Source organism: Paenibacillus sp. GCM10012306, assembly GCF_042649265.1.
In the GTDB taxonomy this organism is placed as follows: Bacteria; Bacillota; Bacilli; order Paenibacillales; family Paenibacillaceae; genus Paenibacillus_AQ.
Map to the genome: position 1 here is coordinate 215,203 of NZ_JBHRYW010000010.1, position 20,986 is coordinate 236,188.

Genomic DNA, 20,986 nt, shown 5'->3' on the forward strand with positions numbered 1-20,986 from the left:
TATGTAACGTGATGCTAAAAGCTCGTTGCTGAATCAAGGCTTCCGCTCTGCTCCCGCCGGAACCGGATGCGGATCAGCCGCAGGCGTTCATAATGTACTTCCAGGCCGCCCGCAGCAGCTGGAGGTGCATCGCCATAGACCTTGTACAATACTGGCTTCAGGAACAGGTCACCATACTCTTCATAGGCCTTCCAGACTGCCTGTTGCTCTTCATACGCCATGCTTTCAAGCTCAAGCTCAATCAGTTTCTCTACAGAGTATCCGTCTTTCTCCAGTTCCTCCAGCGCTTCCAGGAGTTCTCTACGGCTGACTCCCGTCTCGTTCTTCAATTGCTCCAGTCCAAGGCCACCAGCAATGCCCTGTAGCAGAGTCCGATTCAGGCGCAGTCGCTCGAGCTGCTTTTTATACTTAAGCTCCTTCTGCTTATACAGCCAGGAAGAGAACTCTTCATCCCCGATCTCCTCATAGACCCAATCCAGCGGAAAATTGCGCTCTCTTGGTGCAACAGACGTTATTGCCAGCCAGTCTGCCCCATACTGGGCTGCCTTGGCTTCGCCGATTCCAGGAATTTGCAGCAGTTCTTCTGTCGTCTTCGGCAAGAAGGTACTGAGCAGGCGCAACAAACGGTTGCTCGCCAGCATATAAGGAGCCTTGCGTTCACTGGATGCCCGGCCCCGGCGCCAGGCGCACAGTTCATCATAGATGCTCTCTTGGCTATAATGCTCACTGTAGTACTGCAGCTTCAACTGATCCCTGCCCCTCCGGGGCAGTACCTCCTCTTCGTGCAAGCCTCCGTCAATCAATGGTCGGTAGCCGGCCCCCATCTTCACTGCCAGTTCATGTCGGTACACACAGAGCATCTCATTCCATGATCCTCCCTCATACCAGAGGGTATCCGTGCTCTCCAAGGCAGCATTTACCGAAAAATCACGCCAGCCCAGGCTCCACACACCCTCTTCTTCTCCGATCCACAGCTGGGCGAACTCCTCTTCTTCTCTGCCAGCCATCCTCGATAAGCGGTTCATGAATATTATCTGCATAACAATCCCTTCCTTTCCCGTCTTACAGCAAGCATATTAGGGCTATAGGAGTAGCTCTTTGACTGAACGCTTTATTCTTCCACAACCGGATATCGTGCCATTCTTCCGCTATGGAAACATATAAGTACTATCCCAAACCACGCCAAAAAGCACCTCTTTCGCGTTCAACGCGAAAGAGGTGCTTCCTCATGACGATGCTATACTGTTAAATCCTACAATACCATATATTACCGTACAGTCAATCCCTATTTATTACTGCTCTCTGTCCAAAGCCAGCTTGGCAAGGGCAATCGCTCCAGCCAGACCAGCATTATCTCCGAGCTGAGGCGGTACGACATAGCTGCCGATACCTTCATTCAGGAACGGATGCTGCACATAGCCATTCAGCAGTTCCTGCAGCTTCTTGTGGATCAACGGGAACAGTTGGCTTTGTTTCATAACCCCTCCGCCCATAACAATCTTCTGCGGAGATAGGATCAACACGTAATTCATCAGGGCATGCGCCAAATAGTGCGCCTCCATCTCCCATGCAGGATGATCAGCAGGCAACTCACCCGCAGGCTGACCCCAACGGCTGCCGATGGCTGGGCCGGCTGCCAGGCCTTCCAGACAATCACCATGGTACGGGCAGAAGCCCTCGTATTTGTCCTCAGGATGACGACGGACCAGAATATGGCCCATCTCCGGATGCGAGAGTCCATGAATCAGTTTACCGCCCACCACTGCGCCAGCACCGATACCTGTACCAACGGTAATATAGAGACAGCTGTCCAGACCACGAGCTGCACCCCAAGTATATTCACCAAGTGCTGCACCATTAACATCCGTGTCAAAAGCGATCGGCACATTGAAGTGCTCCGCTACAGTGCCCACAAGGTTATATTGTCCCCAGTGCGGCTTCGGTGTTGTGGTTATATATCCATAAGTAGGACTGCCGAGCACCGGATCAATCGGTCCGAACGAACCGATGCCGATGGCCTCTACGCCTTTATCCTTGAAATAATTCAGTACCTGTCCCATTGTCTCTTCCGGTGTTAATGTCGGAAAGCTGACCCGGTCAATAATATTACCATCCTCTGTTCCGATCCCACAGACAAACTTTGTTCCCCCTGCTTCTACCGCTCCCAGTAATCTCACTGCAAGTAATCCCCCTTCTCCATAAACAGCAGACCGTATGGACTGCCTGTTATTAAAGCGCTCTCTATTTCACATTATACTTGGACAACAAGGATATAACAAGCGGTTGACACAAGCTCAAGAAAACTCCTCTTCGGAGTCTTTTAATACAGTAATAGACTGCGTGAACGACTATTCCGGGCTTGGGCGGTCAAATGGATTCAACCGTTCCGCCCTTCCTGGATTTGAGCGCCTTTTCTGTTCTGATAAGCCCTACAGGCCGCTACCCAGCGGATAGCCGCAGGTTTGTAAGAGGCCAGATGGATATGCGCATAAGCGGCCATGATATTCCCGGAGACATAGCCTTCCAGATGATTGCCACCTCTCCCGCTGCTCTCATAGGCATATTGGCGCGGTGCCTCATCATAACTCATGGTTGAATAATGAAATTCATGCCCCCGCAACTTTTCCCCCTTCTCCAGCAGCAGACAATCCGAGAGCGCAGTGGCCTCCCGATAGCCCAGCGCAGCGCGGTGTTCCTGCATCTTAGCATACGCCGGAATAATGCCGGCCATGGCATGGTCAGCTCCGGCCCTATCGGTCAAGGAACGGGCCAGCACCATATATCCGCCGCATTCGGCATATAGCGGCATATCATTGGCCGCAGCATCTCTGAGCCCTTGCATAAAGGCCCTGTTCGCGGAAATAACTGCAGCGAATTCCTCGGGAAAGCCCCCACCAAGGTAGATGCCATCGGCTTCTTCCGGCACCCCGTCACCACGTAGCGGACTGAACTCTACAAGCCGCGCTCCAGCTTGGGTCAACAATTCCAAATTGTCGGCATAATAGAAATTGAACGCAGCATCGCGTGCAACAGCTATGACTGGAGCAATTGAGAGACTGTCCAGTTGCGTGTGGCTGACCGGATTGAACTGCTGCTTGTGGTGTCTCAGGTGGTCTGATTGTGTATGATCATCCGGGCGATCCTGCACTGGTCTAATAACGGCGGAGATTGCAGATAACTGCGGCGGGGCGGGACCTGTCGCCGACTGGTTCGTTGCGATGGCGAGATGGGACGGCAGTGGTGGCGCGGCGGGACCTGTCGTCGAGTGGTTCGTTGCGACGGCGAGATGGGACGGCAGTGGTGGCGCGGCGGTATCTGTCGTCTGGTCCGTTGCGACGACTGGATTAGCCAGCAATGGCGCGGCGGCGGCAATCTCTAGTAGCCGCGCAAGGTCAATCCCCGCCGCCACCAGATCGGCGGCGGTGTCGAACAAGGGCTCCAGCTCGCCGCGCTCCATCGCTGGCAGCAAGCCCAAATGCCGCTCCGGGATATCCAGAGCGGCATCTCGCCCCAGCCAGCCTATGACAGGAATATTGCAGGCCGCCTCAACGGCCGCCTTCACTGTCCTGTAATGGCTGGGGCTACCGCAGCGGTTAAGCATCACCGCTGCGATCTGAACTTCCGGCTCCAGCTGCCGGAAGCCAAGTACCACCGCCGCAGCACTGCGTCCCATGCTGCGGGCGTCCACAACCAGCAGCACAGGACTGGCTGTCAGGAGAGCAATCTCTGCTGTGGAGCCGGAAAGCCCCAGCGGCTCCTTGCCGTCATATAGCCCCATCACACCCTCAATGATCGATATATCCGCATCCTGAGAGGCATGCAGGAAGCTGGCGAGCATATAATTATGCGGAGTCATCCAGGAATCAAGATTGCGGGCGGGACGACCAGTCACAGCCGCATGATAGGCCGAATCAATATAATCTGGCCCGCATTTAAACCCCTGCACCTTCAGTCCACGCCGGACCAGGGCCCGCAGAAGGCCAAGCGTCACCGTGGTTTTGCCGCAGCTACTGCCGGTGCCGGCGATAACCAGACGGCTGCACTGCCTGTTCCCACTGGCTTCACTACCAGAAGAATACATAGATTCCCTCTCTCTCATCTCCGACGAATACATACCCTCCCGGGTCATATCTGACAGATCCATATCATTTCCTCTCATTGAATCTGAAGAGTACATACCTTCGCCCTCTGTGATTTCAGTCAAACCCTCTGTCTCATCAAGCATGCTCATATCCCCCCTTTCCTGTCCGACAATGAATTCAAATGCTTCCCAAGCTGTACTATGTATTAAAAGCCACCCGGGTCACCGATATCGTGACGTTACCGCTCTTTTTCTTGGGCAGCAGCCAGTCTGCAGCGCCAGAGGACAGCAAAGCAGCCGGTTCACATACACCGTACGCTCCCGTAGCTCGGAAAACTGTCTCCGACGGCTGATCCAGCGCTACTTTATTCAGTTGTTCTGCGGGATAGGTAATTAGCTTCCAGCCATACTTGGCCCCCAATTCCAGCAGTCCAGCCTCATTTCCTTTGATATCAATTGTTGCCAGATTTCGCACGCTCACCGGAGACAGACTTAACTCCTCCAGCGTAGTCATTACTACCGTCTCCAGCTCAGCCATGGAGGTGCCGCGATTGCAGCCGATGCCAAGCACAAGACTCCGTGGCCGATACACCACTGAACAGGCTTGCAGAGTTTCCTTTTCTTTGGCCTTAAGCTGTCTGTCTGTTACAATAACGGCAGCTGAGAACGATATCCCCTGCTCTATTACCTCCGAGATACTTCCAAAAATCCTGAGATTCTCCGGCAGCTTTAATCCAATAGGCAGCCAATCCGGCTCACCGCACTCCTGCACAAAAACAACCGGCTCACCGTTAACGATGGCTGCGCTCACTTTTTTCATTGAATCGAAACTGTCCGCTCGCCAGCCGAAGTCACGGCCCAACAAATCCACTGCAAATGTGCCCTGCACATCTGAAGCTGTAGTGATAACTGGACGGCTGTTCAGCAACCCGGCAATCCGCTGAGTCAGCGCATTCCCTCCGCCCAGGTGGCCGGACAGGACACTAATCACATGCTCACCACGCTCGTCCATGGCCACAACGGCAGGGTCAGTCTTTTTATCCTGCAATAATGGGGCAATAAGCCGAACTACCGCGCCAAGTGAAAAGAACAGAATCAGTCCCTGATAACGGTAGAACAGCTCTGACAACAGATCCTTAAGCGGCTCAGAGAACGAATAGACATCCGCCGCCCCCTCCTGGCCTTCCGTATACTTGGCGCTACAGAATACATCTGTATCCTCCATCATCACGCCCAGCTCCAGTGCCAGTTTGATACCGTTTCGTGTTATAGCTACCGCTGCATACTTCTTAGACATCAGTGGATATTCCTTCCCGGCATCCATGTGTAAAGCTCTTATCATACAGCTTGGAACGGTGGCTGTCCGCTTCCGTCAGCGCGGGGTCTAATGCCCAGCCTGCAAGGATCATGGCATGCATAGTAATGCCTGCATCTCGCAAGTCATCCGCCAATTTCACCACCGTTGTACGCAGGATTTGCTGGTCGGGCCAGGTCGCCCGCTTGACCACCGCCACCGGCGTCTCAGGACTCCAGCCAGCGGCGAGGAACTCTGCCGTGACCTGCTCTGCCAGTGCGGCGCTCAGGAACAGCGCTACTGTACAGTGATGCGCGGCGAGCAGCGACAACCGCTCCCGCTCAGGAACCGGTGTGCGCCCTTCCGCACGCGTCAAAATCACTGTCTGCGTAAGCTCTGGCACCGTCAGCTCCGCACCTACTGCTGCTGCGGAAGCAAAGACAGAGCTGACTCCCGGTACGATCTCGTAACCTACGCCACATTGCCGAAGCAGGGTCATCTGCTCCAGGATAGCCCCGTACATGGCCGGATCGCCCGTATGGACGCGAGCTACGCTTTTACCTGACTGTACTGCCGCCACCATAATCTCTACCTGCTGCTCCAGATCCATGCCAGAGCTTGGCAGCATCTCTGCATCGTCTTTTGCATTACGAATCAGCTCCTCGCTAACCAGAGAATCCGCATAGAGCACAAGATCGGCAGAGCGAAGAATGCGCTGACCCTTCACAGTAATCAGTTCGGGATCGCCAGGACCTGCGCCCACGATATATACTTTTGCCTCCAGTACCGTCATTTGCTCACCACCATGAGACTCAGATATTCCAGTTCATGTCCGCGTAGCTCGCGCGCATCCTTCCACAACGTTTCATAAGGAGAAGTCACCTTGGTAACAACAGATGCCTTGCTGTGAAGTCCGAGCTCATCAAGCACATCAAGTACGGTATCGAGCACCTTTGCTACTTTCAGGAACACCACCGTGTCATGGTGCAGCAGCGCCTCCTTGATTGCCTCCCTGTCGCCTGTAGCCGGAATGATGCCCACCCGCTGATCGCCTTCCGCGAGCGGCTGCTCCAATGCAGCGGCCGCACCCAGTACAGAAGAAATGCCGGGTACTGAAACTATAGGAACTCCCGGATGAAGCTCCTGCATCAGCCGGGCCAAATGAATGAAGGTGCTGTACAGATTGGGATCGCCTTCGGTGACAAAAGCAATGTCTTTGCCCAGCCTCAGCTCATTCCAGCACAACTCCACAGTCCATCGCCAGCCATTCTCCAGCTGAACAGGATCCTTGGTCATAGGAAATACCAAACCAAGCATATCCTTGTCCTCGCCGCTGACGTAAGTATCTACGATTTCCTGTGCATAGGATTTGCCGCCATGTTTGGCCGCAGGATAGGCGATCACCGGACATTCCTTGAGTAAGCGACAAGCTTTCACTGTAATCAACTCGGGATCTCCTGGCCCGACACCTACACCATAAAGCGTACCGATGACCATCTGTTCAGCGCCTTCCTCAGGAACAAACTGCTCTTCATTTCCCCACAAAAGATCATCCTCTTCCTGTCCTGCGGCTCTCCCCATCTGCTCAATAGTTGCCTGCTTCACAACATCTTCTTCAATATCAAGCTGTCTCATAGCCTTTCCCCTCCTTAATTCATAGTTTTCCGTTAAAAAGAACGACTTCTATGTCCCCGCGAAGAGCTACACCCTTACTCGCAGGAACTAGGAATCTGTGCATCATTTTCATAGCCGAATCTTACTTGCATTTGTATATAAAAAGATTACTGCCGCCGTACACCCCTGCACCTGCCGCTGACCACATAGACGGGATTCAACCCTTCAAAACGGGTCATATCCAGAATCGGCTTCCCGCGCGAAGCCTGGAGCATCGTTACTCTTACCTCCAGACCGGCCAGTGCCAGCGCCTGCATACTGCCGTGCAGCGTCTCGACCGTAATCGCCCCGACGACGATGACTCCTTCCGGCCTCAGCCGTGCAGCGCTTAGCGCGATAATGGCCGCCAGTTCCCCGCCGCTGCCACCGATAAATACGGCATCCGGGTCCGGCAAATGCTTCAGCCCCTGTGGTGCCTTGCTATGAATAATTTCGAAATCCGCGCGGAACCTGCGCCGATTTTCTTCTATGTTAGACAGATTTTCTGCCTCTTTTTCCAGTGCATAGACTCGGCCCTGGCGGGCTATTCGCGCACACTCCACTGCCACTGCTCCTGAGCCGGACCCGATATCCCAGACAATAGCCTGCTCACCCAGATTCAACTCGGACAAGACCAAGGCGCGCACCTCGCGCTTCGTAATCAGTCCCTTGTCCGGTCTCCGCTGCGCGAAATCCTCGTCCGCATAAGCAAAGCCTCGCCGGGCTGCGACAACATTCCCGGGCTTATGCCGCAATATAACTACATTAAGGGAAGCAAAATGACCACGATCCAGTCCCTTCAGTTCTTCCAGCTCCCAGAACCCGCATCTTTCCTCCCGGCTGCCCAGCCGTTCACAGACGAAAGCTTCATATTCCATCATACTGAACTCCAACAAATAACTGGCGATCACCGCTGGATGATTGACCGCATCGGTCAGGATCGCGACCTTGGCCTTGCCGTCAATCCGCTGTGCCAGACCGTGAATTGGCCGTCCGTGCAGGCTCACCAGCTCCGCATCCTGCCAGCTGTCCCCAAGCCGGGCAAAAGCCAGCTGCACACTGCTGTAATGCGGAATAACCTCGACATTCTCCGCCCCGAATTTGTGCACAAGAGCGGTCGCAATGCCAAAAAATAACGGGTCTCCCGATGCCAACACGACTGTCTTCCGGTTCTTCCACAGCTTCTCCAGCTTATCGGTAAAGGCCTGCAGTCCGCCCTTGAGCACAATTTTGTCCCCAGTATACTGTCCAAAAAAAGACAATTGCCGCTCCCCGCCGAGCAGCACATCGCTTTCCAGCACTTTTTTCAGACTCTCCGGGGCCAGTCCTCCGGCGCCATCTTCTCCAATGCCGATGATATAAATTACGTTATCCACGGATTTCCGCCCTTCCCAGCACTCTGCCCTTCATCGTGATCAGCACCATCTCCACTACCGCTCCTCCGCCCATATGGCTTAGACAATGTCTACAGGCATGGAGACACAGTTGTTCAAAAAAAACCAAGTTCCCAGCTTCTATCATCAGGTCCACGACCTGTGATGCGGTATTGGCAGCCTCTACTTGTGCAGTCAATTGCCTATCCGCACCAGCCTCCTGTGCAATCCGTGACAAAAAAGAGAAATCAACAGGCGCATTCTTGGAGTGAATCAGCATGGCTCCTTGCGCTACCTTGGAATACTTGCCAGCCATCCCGACGAGTGTTATCTTGACGATGCCGTAAGCTTTGGCATGTTCAAGAGAGAAGCCAACATATTCACCCATTTGGATAAAAGCTTCCTCCGGAAGATCTGGAAACATTGCCATAGCATACTTCTCGCTGCTGCCTCCGGTCGTCAGGACGATCTCACGGTTTCCAGCGGCTGCAGCAACAGAGATTGCCTGCTTTACACTCGCCTTGTAGGCCTCTGTTGAGAAGGGCGTAACCACACCCCGCGTGCCGAGAATGGAAATGCCGCCAACGATACCTAACCGGGGATTGAGTGTCTTCTGTGCAATAGCTTCACCTTCTGGTACGCTAATGACTACCCGCACACCTCTCGCCGCCCCATGTTCTTCCAGTACGCCAGCAACGGCTTCCCGGATCATTGCTCTCGGCACCGGATTAATAGCCGCTTCACCGACAGGCATCGGCAGTCCCGGCTTCGTTACCCGACCCACGCCTTGACCGCCGTCAATTTCAATCCCTTGGTCTTCCCGCCAGCTTACAGCAGCCTCAATCCAGGCCCGGTGGGTCGCATCAGGATCATCTCCAGCGTCCTTTACCGTAGCGCAGACAGCCAAAGATGTACCATGCCTTTGCCAGCCGGTTAGTTGAAAGGTATGACGGAAGCCTGCCGGAAGATCGATATCTACAGTCTCGGAAGCATCGCCGGTGATTAGCAGCAGGGCTGCCCCTTTGGCGGCGGCGGCTGCGCAGGCGCCGGTTGTGTAGCCGCGGCGCAGCGGCGGGGTCTCATGACCACGCATCTCTGAATTTCCGCTGGCCTCGCCGCCGTTCCCCGGGCGACTCTTGGAATTCATCAGATTCTGAGACTTCTCCAGCATAACGTTTCCTCCACGACTGATTATTGATGAGCCACCGGCACAAGATTTCTTGGACGCGGCTTAGCAGCTTAATTGTGAGATTCTGCGTCAAAGCTTCCGCTCTGCGGCATGCTTTACGGCTAGCAGCGTCAACGCGTTAACTGCGGCGACTACGACGGTGCTGCCCCCTTTTCGCCCAATATTCGTGATATAAGGGATGTTCAGCTTGCGCAGTTCATCCTTCGACTCGGCGGCGGAGACGAATCCCACCGGCATTCCAATAACAAGGCTTGGCCGGGCTGCACCTTCTTTGACCAGACGGATCAGTTCAAGCAGGGCAGTGGGAGCATTGCCGATCACATAGATGCCTTCCGGGGCCTCCAAGCAAGCTTTACGGACAGCAATAATCGCTCGGGTAGTCTCCAGCCGTTTCGCTTCCTCCACCACCTCTGGATCGGAAATATGCACTCGCACTTCCCCACCATATCTCCCGATTCGTTCCTTGGCGATTCCAGCTCTCACCATCTCCACATCGGCTATCACCGGCTGGCCCTGCAAAATTGCTGCTATGCCGGACTGCAACGCCTCGGGATGAAATACCAGACTGCGGCCTAGCTCGAAATCCGCCGATGCATGGATGATCCGCTGCACTACAGGATACTGCTCCGGGCTAAAATCATGCGCTCCCAGCTCTTCGGTAATCATCCGGAAGCTGAGACTTTCGATCTCCTGCGGCTGCACGGTCAGCGGCTTGAACTTAGTTCCAAAATCCATTTCGGATCCCTCATTTCTCTGATTTACTCTCCTGAAGCCATCGGCCGAGCGCTGTGGACATATCTTCAAAAGAATCGTATACCTCATTAGTTAACGGCTCTGGCCGGGTAATTAAGATAACAGACAGCCCCATTTCCAGGGCTGAGTACACCTTTTCATCCACAGATCCCTCTGCTCCGCTTTCCTTCGTAACCATCACCGTTGTGCCGTATTGGCGGTACAAAGCCTCATTTAATTCACGTGAAAAAGGACCCTGCATTGCAATAATATTCCGCTGCTCTATCCCCAAAGCGAGACATTTCTCCATGTTCTCCAGGCATGGAAGCAGGCGCACCGTCAGCGTAATCTCAGGATCACCCAGCAATGCTTCGGCAAAGATCTCCAGCGTCTTCCCGCCGGTAGTCAGCATCACGGAGCCTTTCAGCTCCCGCGCTTTGACGGCAGCTTCCGCATAGGAAGAGACAGACAGCAGCCTCGGATGACTTGCATAAGTAAGGCTTCTCCGCTCATAGCGGAGATAGGGTAAGCCAAGGGAAGCTGCCGCTGCCGCTGCATTGGCATGAGCCTCAAGCGCAAACGGATGACTTGCGTCCACGACAGCACGGAATCTACCCTCCCGCAACAAAGCAGTCATGCAGCCTTGGTCCAACCTGCCAACACGCGTATTCAGACCGGCTTCGCGCAGCGAATCTGCCGCGCTTGGCGTCACGACCGATGTCAGCAGCGGCAGGCCATTCCGCGTGAGCATCAAGGCCAGCTCCCGAGCGTCGCTCGTGCCGCACAAAATAAATATCATCAGCGTGATCCCGTTCCCGAACCGGAGACCGGCTGGCCGATGCGATCAAGCTGTCCGGACACCTCTTGCTCTTCCTTCGGGCACTCCTGGTGGTCACCGGCACAATTGCAATGTTCGGGACCATGATCTCTTTCTCGATCGTCGGAGTGCATCTGACAGTAACGATGATGGACAGAACCGTGATTGAAGTCATAATGCCCCTGGCACTGACTGTGACCGTTAGTATGATCATGCTCATCATGGTGGTGCTCATGTCCATGGCTATGATTATGTCCGCATCCATTCTCATGATGATGGTCATGTCCATGGTTGTGACCATGTCCACCTCCATTCTCATGATGATGATCATGTCCATGGCTGTGATCATGTCCGCATCCATTCTCATGGTGATGGTCATGTCCATGGTGGTGGTGGTGCACCCCTGCTTCGGTACGGTACTTACAGTTGTCGCAATTGGCATGGCTGCGGCCATTCAGAGTCTCATCGATTCGCTCTTCCAGCATCTCCACCAGCAGCGGGTGAGCACCCAGATAACTGCCGATTTCCACTTCGATGTCAGGATGTTCAGCGGCAAAGGCTGCCACCCTTTCATTGAACTGCCTGATTAATACGCCGGTAAACAGTAGATACGGCAGCACGATGATTTTACGCGCGCCTAGCAGCAGACAGCGTTCCAGCCCCGCTGCAAGGGAAGGCTTGGCAATGGCAATAAAGCAGCTCTCAACACTTTTATAGGAGGTTTGTTCCCAGAGTAAACGGCTTAACTTGCAAAAATCGCTGTTGGCATCAGGGTCACTCCCACCGCGGCCCATGAGCAGAACTACCGTCTCCTCGTCGGGAATGTTCACCTTTTTCTCAACTGAAACCTCTTTCTGTGGATTCGGCTGTTTTGAAGGAATCACTGGCACAGCTTCGGAGATCCGGTCCAACAGAATCTCCACCGCCCTATCCTGCACACCGATTGGGCGTCCATAGATGAAATCAACACCAGGGTACCGAGCCTTGGCCTGATCGATCGCCTGAGGAATATCCAGCTTGGAATGTCCAGCCGCGAACAAAATAATCGGCACCACATATATCGCAGTTGCCCCACCCTGCACGCAGTTCTCAATACCTTTGGCTATGGAAGGACCGGCCAATTCAATGAAGCAGGTCTCGAACTTCAGCTCTGGTCTGCGTCTTGCCAGCAAATTCGCGAACGCCCTTAATTCATCGTTGCCTTCCGCCACTCTGCTGCCATGCCCTACCAGCAATACTGTTCTCACAGCCGTCTCGACTTTCGTGACCTTCGCCTCATGATCTGAACCTAAACATATTCCTGCAAGCCCCACCCTCGCAAAAAAGGTATGGAAACGCTCGTTCTCCGTCGCCAGCTCACGGTATCTCCCTACAACCGCCATAACGGCTTCAATGACTTCATCCTCGTTCATCCCCTGGCCGGCAAGAGTACCCGCTTGGGGACTGCGTCCGGATTTCTTGCCCCCGAGATACAGCTCAAAGCTGCCCTTGGAGTAGACCACCCCGATGTCATCTAGCACTGCAGAATTGCAGGTCATCCCGCAACCGTTGACCTGGATTCTAAGTTCCCTTGGCACCGGCTGTCCGGCCAGAAGATAATTCAATCTTATGGCCGCACCCAGGCCGCCTGCTCTCCGGCCCTCGCAGAAGCCGCAGGTCTCCACATGCACGAAGCTCCCCTGCTGCATGACACGCATTCCTGCCCCGAGAAGCTTGCGGGCAAGCTCTTGTGGTCGGCACGCTATGCTGCGGAGCAGGAAATGCCCTTCTCGTGTATGGGTAACCTGGCCCGCTGGTCCCGCCACTTCTGCAAGCAGCGCCAACTGAGCCCCCGTCAATGTCCGGCTGCCCACTGGAGGCAAGACTTCCAGCTCCGCTGTGAAGATCCTTGCCTCAGCCTCTCCACCCTCTGCAGCCATTATCGCTGCTGACTGCTTCAAGGCCGGGAACACTTGGGGTGTGCCCTCTACTTGTACTGCCTTTGCGCAGGTTGCTCCTCCTGCTGCAGGGTGACAAGCAACGGCTTCGCCCCGCTGCCCGGTGACTCCCTCTGACGCGGTCAATGACCACGGCTCCGCCGAGGTCCGCAGCCGCTCGTGAGGCTTCAGCGCCTGTGTCTCCGCGCCAAGGCTGTACTTGCGCTCATATCCGCGCGGGGTAATCATGATCCCCTCGAAAACCGTCGTCGCCGAGTTGCCGATAATGACAGTAGACAGCATGCCAATCTCATGCTCCAACATGTCCTCGAGTGTGGTTACGACGGTCTGCTGTCGATCACGATAGGCGCTTTTGACAATGCCGACCGGCGTTCCAGGCTCGCGATAACGCAGTAGAATGTTCCGGGCCTCCTCGATCTGCCGGGTCCGCCTCCCGCTGCGCGGATTATAGAACGCGATAACAAAATCCGCTGCCGCTGCCGCCTCCACTCTGGTCGCAATGCTCTCCCATGGTGTAAGATGGTCGCTGAGACTAATCGTGCAAGCGTCATGCATAATCGGTGCGCCAAGCAACGATGAGCATGATTGGATGGCGGATATGCCGGGAATCACCTCGACCTGGATCCCCTTTTCCGGGTTCCAGCCCCGTTCAATTAACACCTCATACACCAGTCCGGCCATGCCGTATACACCGGCATCCCCGCTGGATATTACAGCAACAGTCTGTCCTGTCTCTGCTCTGCGTACAGCTTCCTGCGCCCGGCTGATCTCTTCCGTCATGCCTGTGCCGACTATTTCCTGATGCCGCAGCAGTGGCTTGATAAGCTCAACATAGGTGTTGTAGCCGATTACCGCTTCGCTTTCTTCTATTGCCGCCAGTGCCCGACCCGTAATATGTTCCATTGCACCGGGTCCAAAACCGATGATCAGCAGCTTGCCCTGTTTATCCATAATTCTCCTCGTCCCTTTATAATCTCGTTACCGTACTTCCTCGCCTCTCAATACTTGTAAGCAGTGCACTCAGAGCAGCCTTGAACTCATCCGCAGTCCGGGGCGCCTTCTGCCCCGATATCAGCTCCGGCGGCAAGCTCTGCCATACATCAGCCAGCAACGGTAAACCCAGACCGATGGTCTGCATTATCTCCCGGCTGGCAAACAACTCTTCTGGCCTGCCACACGCCCTGCATATTCCCTTATCCAGGACAATAATCCAGTCCGCCCAGTGGTAAGCCAGATTCATGTCATGTGTAGCCATGACCAGTGTAGTTCCCTTTCGGGCATGTATATCATCAAGCGCCTCCAGCAACAGCGTTTCGGACATAGGGTCCAGATAAGCTGTTGGCTCATCTAGCAGGATCAGTTCTGGTTCCATCGCCAGCACACCGGCCAGCGCCGTCCGTTTTTTCTGTCCCAGACTAAGCTGGTGGATAGGCTTATCTCCTAGCTCTGTTAAGTTCAGCCGTTCCAGTACCTCGCGGCAGCGCAGCTTGATCATAGGTTCAGCCATACCGCAACCCCGCAGCCCAAACGATACATCCTCAAGAGGCGTGTTTAAAATCAGCTGCTGCTCCGGGTCTTGGAACACCAGCCCGACGCTGCGGCGCAGGGAAGCCAGGTCTTTGGGGGCATAGGACAGCCTTGCCTCATCCTTCCTCACAACTCCCTGCTGCGGCCGGAGAATACCCACCGCGTGTAGAAATAGCGTGGACTTACCCGATCCGTTATGGCCCAGCACAGCTGTTCTGGAACCTTTAGGAATGGACGCAGTCAGTCCCTGCAATGCAGGCTCCCTCGTGTCCGGGTACCGGAACACCACTTCCTCAAAAGCCAGACTTGAGTTATTCATGATGATTCTCCTTTATCGACCCCAAATGATGGGATCAACGGTATTCACAATCGCCAGGCCAACCAGCTCTGAACGAGTACCAATACAGTCATTCCGATGTAAGCCTCAATAGCATACCGAACCGGAACCGGACGGGTCTCACAGGGCGGTAAAACAATATCGCCAGCAAACCCTCTGGTCAAAATCCCTTGAGATAGACCATGGTATCGCTGAACCGTCTTTGCGAACAAAACGCCAGCCATCCCCGCAGCCTCTCGCAGCTTGGGCATAAATCCCCTTGTGCCACCGCGCAATCGCCGGGCCAGCATCATGCCATGTGCGGTGTCGCTGAGCAAAAATAAAAAACGATACATGATCAGCATCAGTTCTAGTACAATCTGCGGCATCCGCAATCTGCTGAGCACCTGTAGCAGTTCGCCAAACGGCGTGGTAAGAATCAGAAAAAAGAAGCACGACAGACAAGCTGCCACTCTTGCCAGCAGCAGCCCACCTCGCCATAGTCCAGCAGCCGTCATATAGAGCGAGAGTGAAGATCCTGGCAACGGCATTACCACCATTGCCTCTCCGGCTGCCGGACGGCCGATCTCTACTACAAGGACTGGCAGACTGATCAAGTAGAACAGCAATGCGGAACCCAGCAGCATCCCGTATAACTGAATCGGGATCTTGGCATAGAAGATGCACCAGATCATCAGCCATAGTGAAATAGCTAGTTGTAAAGCTGGGTCCAGAACAAAGGACAGCACGAACATGACTGCGGCGAATCCGCTTTTCCACATCGGAGACAGGCTGCGAAAAGCATTGCCATAGGAGACAGCGTCAATTCTTCTGATCATTCAGCTTCTGCTTGCCTTGTCTTCCTTTGAGCAGACCGATCGTATAGCCAATCACCCCGGCACCGATAGCCGCCTGTAAGGCGAATAGCATACTTTCGGTCTCTCCCGGCAGCTCCGTCAGCGGCTTGAACCAAGGGGTATATGAAGGATCAATTTCTGTGATCGCGCCTTCTGCAGCATCATCAGCCCCGCCAAATTCCCCTTCTACAAACAGTAACGGCAGTACAACCAGCAGAACGACTGCCAGAAGCATCCAGGCATTTTTCCATTTGGCACTCATTTAGGATTGGGCCCCTTTCGTTTGGCGTTTCAGTAAAGACAGCTCATGCGGGCTATAAGATTTCAGCCAGTTCCAGAGCAGCACAGTCAACAATCCTTCACTGATGGCAAGCGGAATTTGCGTGATGGCAAAGATGCTTCCGAACTTCATGAACGAAGCCATCACCCCGCCATCGGCAGCCGGAAATGCTACTGCCAGCTGGACTGAGGTGACCACATAGGTCATAAGATCCGCGATGGCTGCCGCACTGAATACCGCGAGTTTTTCGCGCTGGGTCGTCCCCATAATCAGTTTGTACGCCGCATAGCCGGCAAAAGGACCAGCCACCGCCATCGAGAAGGCGTTCGCACCAAGCGTAGTAATTCCACCATGGGCAAGCAGCAGCGCCTGAAAGAGCAGCACAATTGAGCCAATAACGCCCATGGGCAGCGGACCAAGCATAATTGCACCAAGACCGGTTCCCGTCGGATGAGAGCTGCTTCCTGTGACAGAAGGCATCTTGAGTGCTGACAGTACAAAAGTGAAGGCCCCGGACAAGCCCAGAAGCAGCTTCAGCTCCGGATTGTCCTTCGTCATTTTTTTCAACCTCATAATTCCTAGAATAAAGAACGGCAGAAATGCCGCCCACCAGAACAGCGCCCAGCCCACTGGCAGAAATCCCTCCATAATGTGCATGGCCTGTGCAGTTCCCGGTTCATTAAATAGCAAATACACGGTAAATCCGGCGACCAGCAGCATAAAACTCCACATCCTGCGTTGTTTCATCCCATTTCCCTCCACGTTAAGTTCATTTGTAAGCTTTGAAAGCCAAAAAAGCCCACCCTAACAGGTGGGAGATCTATGTACGCCATTGCTTACGAAAGAGAGGGATGGGCTCGGAATTCACATTCCAGTCTCACTCCGTTCAAGACAGCAGAAACTAGCAGTCACCTTGTGCAAAGGGAACTTATCCACAGTCCGCCATTGCATGGGCCGCTTGCCGCCTTCAGCTCTTCCGTCAATTCGTACACCGCTCCTATCCGCGTAGAGTCTTGGTGTGCGAAAACAAGGTAGGTCTCCTGGCTTCGGATGATAACGCCGGCTCTTCGTCTTCCCCAATCTTGCTTCGAGTGACCTGGTGAAGAACGGCTCTCCTATACAGTGGCGGGACCGCTCGGGAGTTGCACCCGATTCCCTGTTACCCCTTGGCATCCAAGGGCACCTTGTTTTATCGCTAATTGATCTTGTACATCATAGCGGACTTGGCATTACGTGTCTGTGATAAAAGTGGGGGTTAGGAATTCCTTCCAATTTACATTCAAAAAAAAAGAGCCGTTCCCATCCGTAATAGATGATGAATCAGCTCTTTACTCAAAATCAGGCACCCGGGCTTTTTCCCGCATTCAGCGACGCAGCATCACCTCTGGACTTCCAAGGAAGCTTTCCGAAGTTGGTGCCAAGCACCCCTGTAATAATCATGAAGGTGCCAATAATATGTGCCACCGTCAGTTCTTCGTGCAGAATCATGGCTCCGGCGATTATAGAGATTAGCGTAGACAGGTTATTGAAGACGCTGACCTTGGAAGCTTCTAGCCGGGCTAGCGCATAAGTGGACAACAGGTTGCTAATCACTGTAGACAGGATACCCAGATACAGCAGAGCCAGCAAATACTTGGAATCTGCGAACGGCTGGAAGAAGACATTCAGTGTGCCTGCCGTTCCATGCCTGATCAAAGCAGCAGCCACGAACAAAATAAAGCCCATAGCCATAGTAACAAAAGAGATCTCCAAAGGCGTATACTTCCGTGTCAACGGCCTTGCCAGCACACTGAAACCTGCCATACTCAGTGCAGACAGCACCAGTAACACCAGTCCAGCCACATTATTGCCACTCCAGCCAGCGCCTCCCTTCATCGCGAAGATGAAAATAACACCCGATACAGACAGCAGGATGGACAGCTTCTGGATAACATTCGTTCGTTCTTTAAGAAAAAAAGCCGCGATCGGCGCGGTAAACAGCGGAACCATCGCCAGAATGATGCCTGCTTCCGAAGAAGAAGCACTCATTAGACCGAACGCCTGAAGCGCAAAGAACAGCACTGGAGATAACAGGCCCAACGGGAGCAGTCTGCGAACATCACTCCAGGTGAAACGGAGTTTGACCCAGCGGAAGAGAAAGGGTACGGCCACTGCGATCCAGCCAATAGCGAAGCGATGCGCTAGCACATCCAGCGGATTGGCCTCGGTGACCGTCATTTTGACGAACAAAAAGGAAAAACCAATAATTGAGGCATAAAGAATAGCGGCCAGATAGGCCGACGTATTGCTGTTTCTGGACTTCATGCGTGCTACCCCCGGAAAATAAATGTGGTGTCCAAACATTGAACTCAATATACTATGCAATCAGAGCGAAGTAGCCACAATTCATATGTACCGCATCTATACCGATACAAACTGGGTTATTAGCGGATTCCCCCCGCCACTCTCCCTTGCAGCATACCAAAAAGCCCTGCACTGCAGGGCTTTTCACTAGACTCTAACTTTGTATTACTCTAGCCCAAATCGCCAAGCTCGATCTGCACAATACCTTCTTCTTCCTGAATCTCGGCAATTAGGTGCATCAGGCTGCCGAATTCCAGCTCTTTGAATTTACGAGCCGCAGATTCATGCTGAAGCGCCCACAGGCACTCGTCCAACGTGCAGACCACCGGAACATCACAGCGGATCTCTGCCAGTTCCCGTGATAGATGCAGCATATCGAGATCGGCTTCGATCTTGGCTCGCACTCCCTTAGGCAGCAGCTGCAAATTCTCGATAACGCCTTCGACCGTACCATAATCAGTTAGCAGCTTAAGTGCCGTTTTCTCGCCGATGCCGCGAACGCCAGGATAATTGTCGCTTGTGTCGCCCATAAAGCCTTTCAAATCTATGACCTGGGCAGGCGTAAGACCTTTATCCTCCAGCAGTTCCGCCGGATCATACACCTTATAGTTGGAACGGCCTTTTTTCATAATCACGACCTTCACGTTGTCCGTAACAAGCTGAAGCATGTCGTGATCTCCGGTAATAATGTAAACCTCAGATTCTTCACCATAACCGGCTGCCAGTGTACCGATGCAATCATCGGCCTCATAGCCTACCAGCCCGACGTTGGGTACGCCAAGCTCTGCTACAACTTCCTTCACTAGATCGAACTGGGGAATCAGCTCCAGCGGCGGCTCCGCCCGGTTGGATTTATAGCCGTCATTATATAACCTGTCACAGGGATTATTTTTTTCAAACGAAAAATTTATCAAATAAACCCTTCATATCAAGGATTTTATTATCTGGATTTATCCCATATTATATCATCTTGGGAAAATTAATAGTGTATATATTGAATAAACATAGAATTGGTATTAAAATAGGGGCTACAGCCTCAGTGCGAGGCAGACTCCGCAGAACGAAGTTCAAGTACTTTTAGGTTTTAAGAATTATATCTATATATATTTCATTAAATAGCATATGGGAGTAGCTACGGTCCATTTTTCCACCCTATGGGAGACTTTAGCAGTACGACTTCAGGTCACGCGACGCATGAAGAAAATTAGAACGGAACTCGAATGAGACCGTCTTTTTCTCCATGCGTTTTTTGTTTTTATTTCACAAAAAAGGAGAGCGCCTTTGAATGACATTTACTACATCAGGCAAGTATATTTATAGGTTAACAACACTTGATAAAGAATATTCACGATCTCGTGGATTTAATATTAGAGTCTACGAAATCGCATTTTTTAATACCTACAGCAAAATAGCGTATCCTCATCCTATCACCGAATTTCTTATTGATTATAGAAGTAAATCAATGTCTTTAGAGAGAGAAAGGCAAGTAGCGAGTACTGTTTGCCAATTTTTAAATTATTTATTGATTATGACTAATTCGGGAGAGAAGGATTTCCTAGAATTATTCGAACACGGTCTTTTTGGACTTTCCTTTGTTCATGGGGCAAAGTTTCTACAAAACCAAGAGATACAATTAAATAAGCATGGTAAACCCATTAACAGGGAAACAGTGGATCGTAAGGAATATGTTTTAATTGCTCTTTATGTCTTTCTTCAAAAGCAAGGGATTATTAATGAAAATCTATTTATAAACACATACATAGACGAAAAGGGACACGAAAAATATTCAACCCCATTTGTAAGGATGAATAGAAATGCGCGAAATTCCACACCAAAGAAAGAATTAAGAGACTTTGGCGAGAACAGACAGCAATTACTAGTTGAATTTATCGATACAGCATTAAGTTTAAAGTCGTGTAAAGACATCGCCTTCGGACTGGGTCTACAGGGATTTGGGGGGCTAAGAAGAGGTGAAGTGGTAAATCTAGTAACTAGCAGTTTAAGGTATTCTGGTAACTCATTAGTTGTAGATATTGATGATAGGCAAGAACATTTATTTAAAGATAAGAGAAATCTGTCAAAGGAAGCAGTAAAGAAATGTCGTCATCAAATTATTATACCTAGTGAATATATGAATCTACTGTATCTTGGACATTTAAATTCTATAAAATCACGTAAAGCACCCAAGAAATTCCCAGTGGATGATGCACTTTTTGTTAATAAATTTGGTAGTCCAATGACGGGAAAAACTTATGAAGAAAAATTCAAACGCGTTGTTTCTAAATTTATTGAACGATTATTAATACAAAAACGTTTTGACGAGTACACTTATTTAACCTCCAAAGTTTTTAACACTCATACTTTAAGGGGGGTTTTTACAAATATTTGTTTAGATGATTTGGGATTAAATGTTCGACAAACAGCTAATGCCCGAGGTGATACTTTTGATAGCTCTGTTATGGTATACGTTGAAGAACTAACAGGTATGCAGAAAATGAATAGAGCCATTACTCAGCTTTCTCAAGCTGTAATAAATGCTGAAAAGAGTCGAGCATTCTTAGAGGATTGGAATACGGAGGTGATTTAG

General features: G+C 52.2%; 18 protein-coding genes, 1 pseudogene and 1 riboswitch. Of the genes and pseudogenes, 1 reads left to right on the plus strand and 18 read right to left on the minus strand.

Features of this window, described 5'->3' with window-relative positions; translation table 11 throughout:
- Window positions 1-14: 14 nt before the first annotated feature.
- From ACFORK_RS21370 to ACFORK_RS21455, 18 genes and pseudogenes are all read right to left on the minus strand, one after another.
- Window positions 15-1,040 carry an HRDC domain-containing protein gene (locus tag ACFORK_RS21370; RefSeq protein WP_379202772.1) on the minus strand — a complete coding sequence of 342 codons (1,026 nt, stop codon included), beginning with the start codon at window positions 1,038-1,040 and terminating at the stop codon, window positions 15-17.
- Window positions 1,041-1,292: 252 nt separating this feature from the next.
- The gene (locus tag ACFORK_RS21375) at window positions 1,293-2,177 is read right to left on the minus strand and encodes an ROK family protein (protein ID WP_379202774.1); all 885 of its coding nucleotides are present in this window, start codon (window positions 2,175-2,177) and stop codon (window positions 1,293-1,295) included.
- A gap of 200 nt (window positions 2,178-2,377) precedes the next feature.
- Window positions 2,378-4,081, minus strand: a complete 1,704-nt coding sequence (locus ACFORK_RS21380; RefSeq protein WP_379202822.1) for a cobyrinic acid a,c-diamide synthase CobB — start codon at window positions 4,079-4,081, stop codon at window positions 2,378-2,380.
- Window positions 4,082-4,280: 199 nt separating this feature from the next.
- Entirely contained in the window at window positions 4,281-5,423 is a 1,143-nt protein-coding gene (locus ACFORK_RS21385) for a cobalt-precorrin 5A hydrolase (RefSeq protein WP_379202776.1), read from the minus strand.
- Window positions 5,371-6,168: a precorrin-4 C(11)-methyltransferase gene (cobM, locus tag ACFORK_RS21390; RefSeq protein WP_379202778.1), complete on the minus strand. Its 798-nt coding sequence runs from the start codon at window positions 6,166-6,168 to the stop codon at window positions 5,371-5,373. Before cobM ends, ACFORK_RS21385 begins: the two co-directional genes overlap by 53 nt.
- Window positions 6,165-6,872, minus strand: coding sequence for a precorrin-2 C(20)-methyltransferase (gene cobI, locus ACFORK_RS21395; RefSeq protein ID WP_379202824.1), 708 nt, complete (start codon window positions 6,870-6,872; stop codon window positions 6,165-6,167). The genes cobM and cobI overlap by 4 nt, the downstream gene beginning before the upstream one ends.
- A gap of 284 nt (window positions 6,873-7,156) precedes the next feature.
- Window positions 7,157-8,404, minus strand: a complete 1,248-nt coding sequence (gene cbiE / locus ACFORK_RS21400; protein WP_379202780.1) for a precorrin-6y C5,15-methyltransferase (decarboxylating) subunit CbiE — start codon at window positions 8,402-8,404, stop codon at window positions 7,157-7,159.
- Window positions 8,397-9,494, minus strand: coding sequence for a cobalt-precorrin-5B (C(1))-methyltransferase (locus ACFORK_RS21405; protein WP_379202826.1), 1,098 nt, complete (start codon window positions 9,492-9,494; stop codon window positions 8,397-8,399). Before ACFORK_RS21405 ends, cbiE begins: the two co-directional genes overlap by 8 nt.
- 165 nt (window positions 9,495-9,659) lie before the next feature.
- On the minus strand, window positions 9,660-10,325 hold the full coding sequence (locus ACFORK_RS21410) for a precorrin-8X methylmutase (protein WP_379202782.1): 666 nt from the start codon (window positions 10,323-10,325) through the stop codon (window positions 9,660-9,662).
- Between the two features lie 10 nt (window positions 10,326-10,335).
- Window positions 10,336-11,121 (minus strand): precorrin-6A reductase, encoded by a 786-nt coding sequence (cobK, locus tag ACFORK_RS21415; RefSeq protein WP_379202784.1) that lies wholly within the window; start codon window positions 11,119-11,121, stop codon window positions 10,336-10,338.
- Window positions 11,121-13,058 carry a sirohydrochlorin chelatase gene (locus ACFORK_RS21420; protein ID WP_483874852.1) on the minus strand — a complete coding sequence of 646 codons (1,938 nt, stop codon included), beginning with the start codon at window positions 13,056-13,058 and terminating at the stop codon, window positions 11,121-11,123. Before ACFORK_RS21420 ends, cobK begins: the two co-directional genes overlap by 1 nt.
- Before the next feature lie 137 nt (window positions 13,059-13,195).
- Window positions 13,196-14,027 (minus strand): annotated as a pseudogene (gene cobJ, locus ACFORK_RS29105) (precorrin-3B C(17)-methyltransferase); the annotation flags it as partial.
- A gap of 16 nt (window positions 14,028-14,043) precedes the next feature.
- Window positions 14,044-14,922 carry an energy-coupling factor ABC transporter ATP-binding protein gene (locus ACFORK_RS21430; RefSeq protein WP_379202786.1) on the minus strand — a complete coding sequence of 293 codons (879 nt, stop codon included), beginning with the start codon at window positions 14,920-14,922 and terminating at the stop codon, window positions 14,044-14,046.
- Window positions 14,923-14,966: 44 nt separating this feature from the next.
- The gene (cbiQ, locus tag ACFORK_RS21435; RefSeq protein WP_379202788.1) at window positions 14,967-15,758 is read right to left on the minus strand and encodes a cobalt ECF transporter T component CbiQ; all 792 of its coding nucleotides are present in this window, start codon (window positions 15,756-15,758) and stop codon (window positions 14,967-14,969) included.
- A complete protein-coding gene (locus tag ACFORK_RS21440; RefSeq protein WP_379202790.1) occupies window positions 15,742-16,038 on the minus strand; it encodes an energy-coupling factor ABC transporter substrate-binding protein in 297 nt (98 codons plus the stop codon). The genes cbiQ and ACFORK_RS21440 overlap by 17 nt, the downstream gene beginning before the upstream one ends.
- Window positions 16,039-16,803 carry an energy-coupling factor ABC transporter permease gene (locus ACFORK_RS21445; RefSeq protein ID WP_379202792.1) on the minus strand — a complete coding sequence of 255 codons (765 nt, stop codon included), beginning with the start codon at window positions 16,801-16,803 and terminating at the stop codon, window positions 16,039-16,041.
- 266 nt (window positions 16,804-17,069) lie between these two features.
- Window positions 17,070-17,258: riboswitch (cobalamin riboswitch) on the minus strand.
- A 136-nt stretch (window positions 17,259-17,394) separates the two neighbouring features.
- The gene (locus ACFORK_RS21450) at window positions 17,395-18,360 is read right to left on the minus strand and encodes a DMT family transporter (RefSeq protein WP_379202794.1); all 966 of its coding nucleotides are present in this window, start codon (window positions 18,358-18,360) and stop codon (window positions 17,395-17,397) included.
- Between the two features lie 209 nt (window positions 18,361-18,569).
- Window positions 18,570-19,313 carry a 5'-3' exonuclease gene (locus ACFORK_RS21455; RefSeq protein ID WP_379202796.1) on the minus strand — a complete coding sequence of 248 codons (744 nt, stop codon included), beginning with the start codon at window positions 19,311-19,313 and terminating at the stop codon, window positions 18,570-18,572.
- Between the two features lie 371 nt (window positions 19,314-19,684).
- Here ACFORK_RS21455 and ACFORK_RS21460 point away from each other — a divergent pair, with 371 nt between their 5' ends.
- Window positions 19,685-20,986: a hypothetical protein gene (locus ACFORK_RS21460; RefSeq protein ID WP_379202798.1), complete on the plus strand. Its 1,302-nt coding sequence runs from the start codon at window positions 19,685-19,687 to the stop codon at window positions 20,984-20,986.